This is a genomic window from Dyadobacter jiangsuensis, assembly GCF_003014695.1.
Lineage (GTDB): Bacteria > Bacteroidota > Bacteroidia > Cytophagales > Spirosomataceae > Dyadobacter > Dyadobacter jiangsuensis.
The window spans coordinates 25,434-36,700 of record NZ_PYAS01000030.1; the positions used below are offsets into that span (position 1 = coordinate 25,434).

Consider the following 11,267-nt stretch of genomic DNA (forward strand, 5'->3'; position numbering starts at 1 on the left):
TTCTGACAAAATATGTCAGAAAGGTGAGTCCGGAAGAAAATCCTTTGGGGAGCAATTCAGAATTTTTGCCAAATCATTGATCCGACGAAGGCTGTATTTGTCATCTGTTTTCGTGCTTTCAACAAGACCCACCCAACCTTCGGAAGCATTCAATAGGTGAGCTAATTCCTTCTGGGAAATCCCAAGTTCTAACCTTCGAGCCTTAACTCGATCGATCACATACTGCTCCAATTCGGTTATCTTTGCCATTCAGCGAAGGAATAGCTGGTAAATAAATTTTATACATAGCTATGGCTATGTATTATTATTTCTTATATTTGCTGCTAGACATTTTGGCGGGTTTTATCTCTGATGACCTGCACACGCGACACTTCAAATTATCCGAAGGCATCGCTTTGAGTCTCGTAATCGAAACCTAGGAAATTTTGATATGCACGGGATGATAAGTAGATTAGCTCACGACCCGGGCGTGGGCAAACTTATCTGTGCAAAGGCTTTCCTAGGGCCACGATTACTTTTAGGTTTGACTCCACGCCCTTTTCCGGAAATGGGTTAGGAATCAAACTAATCGAGTGACATAGTAGTTTGTTCCATTCCGCCGTAGCGCGGCAAAACCAATTTCTTGCCTATGTTCTGCTCCCTGATTTTCCAACTTATTATTCGCAAGCCTCAGTAGGTTTACGGGCCTAAGTGCCGCCTAACGTTTCTGGATTTACCATCACTCCTTATCGACTAAGCAATGAAACATCTTTATTGCCGAAGGGGAGGACTATGCCTTTGCTATGTCCTTCTTCTGACACCTTTTTGTATCTTTTACTCAACGGCTGGCCTGCTCGCGCAGCAGACCCATACGATTTCCGGGCAGCTTACCGCTTCCGGGGCGCCGCTTCCTGGTGCCAATGTTCAGATTAAGGCGGCCGCCATTGGAACAACAACGGACGAGCAGGGCAGGTTTAAATTGCAGGTTCTGACGGATACTGCCAGAATTGTTATTTCGTATATAGGATACAGTTCGGTTGATACGCTGATCTACCTGCCTCAACGATCAGCTCTAGTTATCGACATGATTGCCGACGCCGCCATGCTCAATGAGGTTGCCGTTACAGGCTACCAGACAATCCCAAAAGAACGCGCTACCGGATCGTTTGTACACGTTGACAACGCTTTGATCAACCGGTCCGTGTCTACGAACTTGCTGGAACGGCTGGTCGGAAATGTCTCGGGCCTGGCCGTGCAGGGACAGGGCGTCAATCCTACCGGGGCAAATCCGCTTTCACGGAGCCTGGGAATCCGCATTCGCGGTGAAAGCACGCTGGCCAGTTCGACGTTTGTGAGCAGGGATCCGCTGATCGTGGTCGATAACTTCCCTTTTGAAGGCAGTCTTGCTAATATCAATCCCAATGATGTCGAATCGATGACAATTTTGAGGGATGCTGCGGCAGCATCGATCTGGGGCGCGCGTGCTGGTAACGGAGTCATAGTGATCGTGACGAAAAAAGGAAATAGAAACCAGCCCCTGAAGACCGAACTTACCGCCAACCTCAGTTTGGTGTCAAAGCCCGACGTTTATAAAGATCCTAACTACCTGGAAGCTCGAGGATATATTCAAGTTGAAACAGAGCTTTTCAACCGTGGATATTTCAACTCTGATATCTCTGGTAGCGGCAATAAGCCGATTATTTCCCCGGCCGTAGCCATATTGGCAGTGCAGCGAAGTGGAACGCTATCGCCCGAGCAGGCGCAAGAGCGGTTAGATAGGCTTGCCACACTTGACGTAAGGCGAGATTTTGACCGCTACGTCTATCAGAGTGCAGCTCGCCAGCAATACGCGATCGCGCTTAGTGGAGGAGCATCCAAATCTACTTACCGTATCTCTGGTGGCTACGACTATAACAGGCATACGATCGTCGGGAACCTTGACAACAGGTTGACCCTGACTTCGGAAAACACACTGACACCTATCAAGGGTCTGGACGTAAGCTTCGGCCTTCATTACAGCTCCTTTCTGAATAGTGAGCGGAACCATCGTAATCAGTACGGGTCAATCACACCAGGGGGCAAGTATGGCGATCTTTATCCCTATGCGCAGTTAGCCGACGAAAATGGTAATCCGCTACCGATCGCGAAGGATTTTGATCAGGCTTATAAAGCATCAGCAACGGAAGCAGGCTTTTTAGACTGGGAGTACCGTCCGCTTCAGGAGGCAGCGCTGGGAAGCAAGAAGAGCAAAACAACCGATTTGCTGGTAAAATCTGCAATTTCGTATTCATTCGCGAGTTGGCTTCGTGCCCAGACACAATACGCTTTTGAAAGACAGTCAATCGCAGCGCAAATCCTGAACACGGCTGACAGCTATTATAGCCGCGACCTTATCAACAGGTTTACTCTGATCAATCCAGATTGGACCCTCACGCGCCAGGTGCCAACCGGCGGGGTTTTGCAATTGAACCAGGCCGAATACTACGCTCATAACGCACGTCTACAACTGAATGCTGACAAGACCTACGGGGCCCACAGTATCAATGTCCTGGCCGGAGCAGAAGTTCGTCAGCTTCGCACCACGGGATTTGACAGGGTTTCCTACGGTTACAATCCCGAAACAGGCGTGAGTGCGAACAATCTTGATTTTTCAAAAGCATTGGCTACCCAGCCTTCGGGGATGTCGCTCATTGCAGCGCCGGAAGGCAGCATGCAGGGATATCTGAACCGGTTCATCTCCTATTACGCGAACGGCTCTTACGCTTATGCGAAGCGATATGTCATTTCCGCCAGTGCACGCAGGGACGGGGCTAATATCTTTGGCGCAAGGACAAATGACAAAGTGACGCCATTATGGTCGGTAGGAGGGGCGTGGTCTGTTTCCAATGAGCGGTTCTACGACGTGCCGTGGCTGCCGTATCTGAAATTGAGAGGCTCTTACGGTTCTGCCGGAAATGTTTACCAAGGGTCGGTTTATGCTACGGGTACATATTTTACGAATAGCCTGACAGGCCTGCCGGGAATAACGGAACTGCTGGCGCCCAACCCAAACCTTCGATGGGAAACTGTCAAAACAACCAATATCGCAGTAGAATTTGCGACCAGGTCCGAAAGGATATCTGCAAGCTTGGAATTCTATGTCAAAAAAGGCACTGATCTGATCCAAAGGCTGACGCTGGCGCCATCGGCAGGCTTCAGCTCGATGTACGGCAATTCAGCGGCAACGACAACGAAGGGATTTGATCTGACTCTTCGTAGTGATAACATGCGCGGTAGGCTCCGCTGGCAAACGGTTTGGCTTTTAAGCCACCTTGCCGACCGCGTTGACCGGTATGGCGCACCATTGACGGCGAACAGTATTCAGTCGCAAGGCGACACGAGAATCGCAGTCAAAGGAAAGCCACTTTATTCCCTCTACAGCTATGACTGGAACGGGATAGATATCAACGGAGAACCTCTTGGCAGATATGGCGGGGAATCCAGTAAAGAGTATTCTAGGATCATTTCCAATTTCCAACCCGATAGCCTCGTATTTCACGGCTCAGCAGTACCTACCTGGTTTGGCTCGGTGCGCAACGACTTTAGTCTCGGCCCCTGGTCGCTTTCTTTTAACATCACCTATAAGATGGGCTACTCTTTCCGGCGGACTTCGACCAGTCTAAACTACGCCGATATTCTCGCGGGTAAAGCGCACAAGGATTATAACGACCGCTGGAAATCTCCGGGTGACGAGAAGATAACAAACGTTCCCGCACTGGTTTACCCTTCCAATGACACGCGAAACACTTTCTACCAATACGCATCAGCGTTAGTCGAGAAAGGAGACCATTTCCGTTTTCAGGACATACGCTTGTCCTTCGATATCGCATCAGTTTCCAAACGCTTATCAAGCGCCCAGGTCTATTTGTACGCTAATAATCTGGGCATCGTATGGCGTGCAAACCATCAAGGTCTCGACCCAGATTATGTCAGCGTGACAACAAGGCATGCATTGGTGGCGCCTTCCTCAATATCAATCGGGTTTCGGACAAGTTTCTAATCATTTCTGCAAATGAAAAATATCTTATCTATGATAGTCATTGCCTGTATGGCAGCATTTTCAGTTTCCTGCCAGAAGCAGAATGAATGGTTGGATGTCAAACGTAGCCTATCGGATGTGGCTCCCGGCTCACTGGCAGACATGCAGGCAATCCTGGACAATGCCAACTCGTTCAATGCCAATTACCCGATGCTTGGGCTCTTAGGGACGGACAATCTGTATTTCTCAGACAAGAACTTGTCTGCCGCACGGCAAATCGAACGGAATGCGTATTTGTGGGCCAAAGACCTATTTCAGACGGCGCCTTCCAGCGATTTCTCGTCTCCCTATAACAAGATTTCGGCAGTTAACATAGTCCTTGAGGGTCTTGATAAATTGACTCTTACCAATGATAGGCAAACGGTAGCGGATCAAATCCAGGGGCAGGCACGTTTTTGCCGGGCTTACGCCTACTATTCGCTCGCTCAGTTATTTTGTAAACCCTTTCACCCACAAACTGCCTCAAGTGATCCGGGACTTCAATTGAGGACTTTGCCGGACCCTAATATCGGGGTTAAGCGGTCAACCGTTGCTCAGACCTACGAATTTATTCTCGCTGATCTGAAACAGGCTCTGGTGTTGCTCCCTGAAAACCCGGCCTATCCAAGCAGGCCTGGCAAACGTGCGTGCCGGGGGATGTTGGCGAAAGTTTATCTGGCCATGGGTGATTATGCAAATGCAAAGCAGTACGCAAAGGATGCGCTCACGGGGAAAATCGAGCTGCTTGATTTTAATAGTAAGTTGATCAAGTCCACAGAATCCTTCGTTTTTCCAGCCTATTCGAATCCACATTCCAATCCTGAGATTGTTTTTTATGCAACCTCCCAGTCCTGGGCATCAGTATGGCCGGTTTACGGAGTTGCCAATGTTGACAGTACACTGTATGACTCGTATTCGGAGGGCGATTTAAGAAAAACACTATTTTTTCGTCTCGATCCGACAGGCAAGCCAACCTTCACAGGATCTTACAGCGGCACTTATTACAATTTCGGAGGTATCGCAACAAACGAGATTCTACTTATTCAAGCCGAAGCGCTGGCCAGAACAGGCAGTGCATCGGAAGGTGTAGAGCTAACAAATAGACTTCTGTCAAACAGGTTTAAGTCGGGCAGCTTTAAGCCCTACATTCATCAGAGCGAACAGTCTTCCCTTGATTTTATTATGACCGAACGGCGTAAAGAACTCGCCTTTACCGGACAGTTACGCTGGGAGGATTTAAGACGTCTTCCACTGGATCGGCCCTTGACGCGCCTTTATCAAGGTGTCCGCTACGAATTAAAATCCGGCGATCCCCGTTGGGTATTCCCATTTCCGGATCAGGAAATACACCTGAGCTCTGTCGAGCAAAACCTGCGATAGTAACCAAACCAATGATTATGAAATATCTTTTTTTATCAGTCCTTTTCCTTGGGCTGAACGGGAGCGTATTTGCGTCGAGAATGCAAATAAGCGTGACCTACGATTTAGCCAGGCCGGGCGATTCCTTGTTTTTGGAATACTACACTACATTTTTCCCAAGCGCCATAAAGCCAAAAGTGGTTTCAGCAGCCCGGAGTGAGCAGGGGGATTATAAGTTCGATGTGCAGGTCGACGGTCCGGTGCGATTTAGTATTCTCAAGCGGCTCGACCAAAGCATCAATCCCTATCTGAAAGGCGTCTCGTTTAGCTTCGACACAATGCTGTATCAATATTACTGGCACGGAGATGGCCAGCTAACGATTCATATTGCAAAAAGACCTGGAAGTGCTCCGCAGAACAACCAGCCAACATTTGATTTTACTTACAACTTTCAAGGTTACAGGGCTGCTCAGCACAGGGCAAAGGCATTGTCAGATTCGGCCTTTGCCCTTACCGGCTCAACCGATGCGGAAAGGGCAAACTACCTTGAGCCACAATGCCAAAGAATACAAGCCGGGATTGCCGTCCTTGATTCGCAAAAGAGTGTATTGACAGATCCGGAGTATCAACAGTTGAAGGCCGAGATTATTTACCAACACCCGACGACAAAGCTTCGTGGTTTGAAGGAAAAAATGGCTGAGATGACGCCCGAAAAAAAGGATGATGCGCTTCGGGAAATAGACAATTATTTCGACTGGGGATTTGATCAGGAAATTCTTGCCAATAGCTGGTCATACATTTACTACTGGTTTGAACGGCAAAAAATGAGCGTGCTGCCTGTTGGCAAAAAGTTCGACGCTGACGCGTTGCTCGATACATTGCTGTCAGCACCATCCAGCCTTCTCAATGACCGGAGAATAACTTATACATTAGTGCTGGGTAGGGTTAAAAACCATACCTATTATCTGCCGCAGGTGTTAAGCAAGATTCGCGATAAAGATTGCCGGCAGGTCGTACATTCAATGGATGTCAGGGCGAAGGGAAAACCAATGTTTGATTTTGAATTGCCGGATACAACTGGTAAGCTTGTCAAACTTTCGGACTTCAAAGGCAAAACCGTCCTAATTGATTTATGGTACACTGGATGCGGAGGCTGCGAGCAGTATTACAGCAAGGTACTTTCCAAAGTTGAAAAGCAGTTGCATGGAAAGGGCATCGAGTTCATCGCAATATCGATGGATCGAGGTCGGGAGCGATGGATGAAGAGTATCAGAAGCAATCAGTACACCTCTGAACTGGCCACAAATTTGTACACAGCCGGGGCGGGGTTCAAGCATGAAATTTCAAGCTTGTATGGAATTGCTGTTTTTCCCACGTTGATTATCGTCGACAAAGACGGTAGAATAGCAGATTTTGATTCGCAGGATTTGCACCTCTTAGACAGTGCCAACCTGATCAGTATTTTAAGTAAAGTGAGCACCCGTTAATAAGGAAAAGAGGGGTTCCGTATGGAATCCCTCTCCTTCATTGTCTGTCGGGATCGTGCGCCGTAGCACGCTTACTTCCCGATTTTAGGCATTAAGGTTTGCGCCCAGTCACCGTTGCTTGCGATTTCAGGATGCGTCCCTGGGCGTCAGGAGTGGCCGAAGTGCTGATTTTACATACCTGAGCACCGGTTTCCTGGCAATCAGGATCAGGCGTAGTCGAGACAGTGTAATACTCATTAGATGCGCCCGTTTCACCAGTCACAGTGAAGTCTGCCAGTACAGGCTTGGGTGAATTGATAGCAAAAGATGCTCCAAAAATCGCGACAGCGGCGACGATCGACAAAAAAATGCGCTTCATTTTCATTGGTATAAGAATTAAGTATGAAATGATGTGCCTACTTTTTGCAGGGTTCGGCTTTCTCCTGATTCATTTGGCCAAATTGAATATCGTTGTCAGTGAGTTACTTGGCTAAATTAGGATTGGCTGGCTCTGAGATTACTGCACAAAAGGCAAGAAGTGATTGAATAGGGTAAGGGAAGAGTTATCTGAGGGTAGGTGTTCTGTTTTGGCGAGAGGCTTTAGAAGATCTTAGTGCTTTGTTACAGGGGTAGTTAGTCTTTATTTACATAGTCTTCCGAACTGCGTATTGATTTGACCCGTGGACGGCAAGTTTGCAGTTGTTAGTTTGGAGCGTCTGGTCCAAGGTAGTTGGAATTGCACTCGCAGGTTGGATCGTCACCGGAGCGATAGTGCTTTGAAGGGTAAAGGGCGGCTTATTTTTGGAAAAGAAGACGTGGGGCGCGGAAAAGACTCCGAGCCGAGTAACTGGATAAATTGAGCGGGGGCTGCATGACAAGAAGCTGTGTCTGCCTATCCAGAATGAATCAGGTGCCGGTACATTTGTAAATTTAATTTTTGTTCATTATTTTTGATTGTTCACTGCTCGTGAACAGTAATGAAAAATGAACAACATGCTGCGTGAACAAGAAATTGCGGAACAGGCCCTGGCGAATTTGAAGGCGCATACCGGCATTGAAGGTAAGTGGCTTAAAGAGGACTCTCAATTTGGCAAGGGTATTGATGGGGAAGTTCTGCTTCACCTCAATGGTAACCAGCTAAGGTTCAAAGTGGAGGTCAAGCGTGAATTCCGCGAATACCAGATGAATAGCTTGGTGGAGCAGGCCGCTCGTTACAGCCCTCTCTTGCTGATATCCGACAGGTTGTACCCCGCTCAGAAGGCGGGACTACGTGAGCATCGAATATCCTATCTGGACGCAGCCGGTAACAGCTATATCAGCCATGGAGACATCTTGCTATGGATAGAGGGGCAGAAGGGCGTCTACAATGGGATAGGGGTAGTCAGGACGAACCGGGCGTTCACAAAAGCTGGTCTGAAGGTAGTCTTTGCGTTACTGCAAAATCCAGATGCCATCAACTACTCTTACCGGGACTTAGCTTCGCTTGCCGGTGTAGCTTTGGGGACTATCAATGAAGCCATGACCGCACTCAAAGAGGCTGGATATCTGCTACGGGTGAATAAAAATCGTTTGGTGCTCGATAATAAAAAGCAGCTTCTGGAGCATTGGCTGGTCGGATATGGCAACGTTCTTAAACCATCTCTGCTAGTGGGTGACTACCAAATGCGGGATACGATCAACTGGAAACGCGCGAGCCTTCCCCAGGGAGCCCTGTGGGGCGGTGAACCTGCAGCAGATCTTGTAACAGGTCATTTGTCCCCCGAGCAATGGACTATTTATATCGGTGTTGGTAAAAGCGAGGTCGCAAAGGCTTTGCATTTGATCCCTAAACAGGGGGGCAATCTAAGACTGTTTAAAAAATTCTGGACGGATGCTGCAAGTGATACGCAGCACATCACTACACCTGATCTGATCACATATGCGGACCTATTGCTAACAGGTGATCAAAGGTGTATAGAAACCGCAACCCTGATTTATCAACAGAAGCTAAGCAACACCTTTGATATCTGATGGATTACAGCGCACTAAAACCAGTTTTGGATACCATTGAGCAGGCAATGGGTACGCTAGGGGTAGACTATTACCTGATTGGCGCGCTGGCCAGGGACATTTGGTACCAGCGCTCAAAAATCAACTCAAGAGCAACCAGGGATGTGGATTTTGCAGTCCTGGTGGGAAGTGAGCAGGAGTATGAGGCGGTAAAAAACCACTTGATAGAAAACAAAAATTACGTTCCGCTCCGGGGAAACGCTTACGTTTTGATCTCGCCGGAAAAATACCAGATCGATTTACTACCGTTCGGAGAAATTGCTTCATCGGGCTCTATATTATTGGAAGGGCAGGGGATGACAAAAATAAGCGTAGCAGGAATGCAGGAGGTTTATGAACGCGGAACAGAAAAGGTCGAGTTTCAAACCGGCAACACTTTCAAAGCAGCTACGATTGCCGGCATTGCATTACTGAAACTGATCGCATACGACGATCGCCCGGAAGCAAGGCAAAAGGATGCCAAAGACATCGGCAATATCCTTTTGCATTATTTTGACATGCATACCGAAATGATTTATGAGAACCATCTGGACCTGTTTGCCGATCATGATCAGATAGATTCAAATCAGCAGTGGGAGTTAACCGATATTGGCGCGATTGTCCTGGGGCGGGAAATGGCGTTGATTGCTCAGGACAACCGGGCCCTGCATGAGCGGCTTGTCAGAATATTGTCTGGCGAAATTGTTGCTGACGAGAAAAGCCAATTCATTAGGTTGATTGCCAAAGATCGCGGCATGGAAGTCCAGCAGGTTGTAGCCAGTCTCAATCAAGTCCTGTGGGGCCTGGAAAACACTGCCCTGCCATCTTCAAAATAGTCCGCGGGTAGATTGGTAATCAGACAACCGCTTCCCATGCCTGTTAGCGGCAGGCCCTGATCCGGCTGAGCGTGAAAGGCCTGATTCCCAGAAAATGGGCAATGTCCTGTAATTTTATTCTGGTCGAGGGATATGACTGCTGAAATGCTTTGTAAGCGTCTGCGGCAGGAAGTAACAGGATTTCGGCACGCTGCCTTAGTCTTCTCCGCTCGATCGCGTTTAGTTTGTTTGATAACCGGCTTGCCTCGCTATACTTGGTAGTTAACACATCGATCGAGGTAGCTGAAAGCGATAGCAGAATAGTATCCTCTATAAACGTCAGGTGCTCCGGTTCGGCAATCGTCCCATGATCTTTTGTGATAATAAACATGTTTTCCCACCAAAATCCGGTGACAACTTCCTTGCCGAATTGATTGAAATAGTTGCCCTTTACGATGCCGGCAGCGACAAAATAGATCACGTTCTGACGGATGTTTTTTGGCCCGATTTCCGAATCTTTCTTGAACGTTTCTATTTGAATATGCTCACTTAGCTCGACAAGCATTTCGTCCGGGACTCTGCCAAACTCCCTAAGCTTGTCAAACAGGACCTCTGTTGCGGGACTTTCCATTGTCAATATTCTTTGATCCAGTTGATCATTCCCTCCAGCATCCTTATCACGATTGCCTTATCTGCCTGCTCAAACGCGTAGGACTTATTGCGCATACTTTCCTGCGAAAGGTCTTCCTTGCGTGGGGTAGAAAGGTAGGGGGCGATGGTCTGAATGACTGCATTCAGGGATTTCGCCTTTACTACCCGGGTTGCATCCATCGCGCGTAGTGTCAATGCGACCTGATCGACAGAGAGAAAACACATGATTTTGAAAGGGTCGCTTTTTGCTTTGGAGGGCTGCTGCTGGTTTTGCAGGGGCAAGACATCCCACTGATGTTTCTTTTCCAGGTAGGTGATCTCCTGCGCAAACCAGTTGCCCAATACTTTTTTGAGGTCTGCATGATGCGGATTAAGTTTGACCGTCGGTTTTCGGTGCATCTGGTTGAATTGCTTGTAAGACAACAGTAGTTCTGTCATCTTCTCGTGCACGGCACCGAAAGCATTGATTTTTTGAGCCAGCTTTTGCGTGTAGTAGTTCATGAAGCTGCGGCTGTTGAAATTCAAATAGACCAGTAGCTCTACGACAGCTCCGTGCAGCGTTGTTTCATCCTGCTGATGGCTGATTTTCTCAAGACCAGCAAGCAGTTCTTTTTTGTAGAATACCTCGCGGAATGAGACCGGCCTTTTTTCAGAATCATAAATGAAATAGTTCAGACTTTGCAAGACGATATCGGTAAGCGTCCGGTTGTCAACCCGGACGAACAGCTCTTGCCTGAGCAGCTCCAACCTGTCAAGCATCTCACGTTTGATTTGGGAAAGGTAAGCAGCCGGTGCCCGCTCGTCCAGGCTCAGATACTGGAAAATTCGGTGAAATTGACCACCCCGTTTCAGTTTAAACTGACCACCTGTTCCGGGCGAAATTGACCACCCCGTTTCGGAGCAAATTGACCA

The 11,267-nt window shown here is 48.1% G+C and carries 9 protein-coding genes; 5 read left to right on the forward strand and 4 right to left on the reverse strand.

The window, feature by feature from the left end:
* Positions 1–15: 15 nt before the first annotated feature.
* The gene (locus CLV60_RS35130; protein ID WP_106599708.1) at positions 16–249 is read right to left on the reverse strand and encodes a helix-turn-helix domain-containing protein; all 234 of its coding nucleotides are present in this window, start codon (positions 247–249) and stop codon (positions 16–18) included.
* Positions 250–739: 490 nt separating this feature from the next.
* On the opposite strand from CLV60_RS35130, the gene CLV60_RS33250 reads away from it, so the two are divergent.
* Genes CLV60_RS33250 through CLV60_RS33260 form a run of 3 tightly spaced genes read left to right on the forward strand, consistent with a single transcriptional unit; the run spans position 740 to position 6,882 of the window.
* Positions 740–4,018, forward strand: a complete 3,279-nt coding sequence (locus CLV60_RS33250) for a SusC/RagA family TonB-linked outer membrane protein (protein WP_106599709.1) — start codon at positions 740–742, stop codon at positions 4,016–4,018.
* 12 nt (positions 4,019–4,030) lie between these two features.
* Positions 4,031–5,416 carry a RagB/SusD family nutrient uptake outer membrane protein gene (locus CLV60_RS33255; protein ID WP_106599710.1) on the forward strand — a complete coding sequence of 462 codons (1,386 nt, stop codon included), beginning with the start codon at positions 4,031–4,033 and terminating at the stop codon, positions 5,414–5,416.
* A gap of 17 nt (positions 5,417–5,433) precedes the next feature.
* Complete coding sequence (locus CLV60_RS33260; RefSeq protein ID WP_170118936.1) at positions 5,434–6,882, forward strand: peroxiredoxin family protein; 1,449 nt, start codon at positions 5,434–5,436, stop codon at positions 6,880–6,882.
* A 91-nt stretch (positions 6,883–6,973) separates the two neighbouring features.
* On the opposite strand, the gene CLV60_RS33265 is transcribed toward CLV60_RS33260, so the two are convergent.
* Positions 6,974–7,240, reverse strand: a complete 267-nt coding sequence (locus tag CLV60_RS33265) for a hypothetical protein (RefSeq protein ID WP_106599712.1) — start codon at positions 7,238–7,240, stop codon at positions 6,974–6,976.
* A 605-nt stretch (positions 7,241–7,845) separates the two neighbouring features.
* Between CLV60_RS33265 and CLV60_RS33270 the strand changes: the two genes are divergently transcribed.
* A complete protein-coding gene (locus CLV60_RS33270) occupies positions 7,846–8,871 on the forward strand; it encodes a type IV toxin-antitoxin system AbiEi family antitoxin (protein ID WP_106599713.1) in 1,026 nt (341 codons plus the stop codon).
* Entirely contained in the window at positions 8,871–9,725 is an 855-nt protein-coding gene (locus CLV60_RS33275) for a hypothetical protein (protein WP_106599714.1), read from the forward strand. Before CLV60_RS33270 ends, CLV60_RS33275 begins: the two co-directional genes overlap by 1 nt.
* Positions 9,726–9,768: 43 nt before the next feature.
* Here CLV60_RS33275 and CLV60_RS33280 read toward each other — a convergent pair whose 3' ends face one another.
* Together CLV60_RS33280 and CLV60_RS34425 are read right to left on the reverse strand one after the other, a co-directional pair.
* Complete coding sequence (locus CLV60_RS33280; protein WP_106599715.1) at positions 9,769–10,335, reverse strand: Crp/Fnr family transcriptional regulator; 567 nt, start codon at positions 10,333–10,335, stop codon at positions 9,769–9,771.
* A gap of 2 nt (positions 10,336–10,337) precedes the next feature.
* The coding region (locus CLV60_RS34425) for a hypothetical protein (protein WP_170118937.1) at positions 10,338–11,267 on the reverse strand (930 nt) is incomplete at its 5' end.

Bases quoted from the DNA above. Each gene is read 5' to 3' on its own strand.
- CLV60_RS33265 (WP_106599712.1), bottom strand. From the start codon at position 7,240: ATGAAGCGCATTTTTTTGTCGATCGTCGCCGCTGTCGCGATTTTTGGA.
- CLV60_RS33260 (WP_170118936.1), top strand. From the start codon at position 5,434: ATGAAATATCTTTTTTTATCAGTCCTTTTCCTTGGGCTGAACGGGAGC.
- CLV60_RS35130 (WP_106599708.1), bottom strand. From the start codon at position 249: ATGGCAAAGATAACCGAATTGGAGCAGTATGTGATCGATCGAGTTAAG.
- CLV60_RS33275 (WP_106599714.1), top strand. From the start codon at position 8,871: ATGGATTACAGCGCACTAAAACCAGTTTTGGATACCATTGAGCAGGCA.
- CLV60_RS33250 (WP_106599709.1), top strand. From the start codon at position 740: ATGAAACATCTTTATTGCCGAAGGGGAGGACTATGCCTTTGCTATGTC.
- CLV60_RS33270 (WP_106599713.1), top strand. From the start codon at position 7,846: ATGAACAACATGCTGCGTGAACAAGAAATTGCGGAACAGGCCCTGGCG.
- CLV60_RS33280 (WP_106599715.1), bottom strand. From the start codon at position 10,335: ATGGAAAGTCCCGCAACAGAGGTCCTGTTTGACAAGCTTAGGGAGTTT.
- CLV60_RS33255 (WP_106599710.1), top strand. From the start codon at position 4,031: ATGAAAAATATCTTATCTATGATAGTCATTGCCTGTATGGCAGCATTT.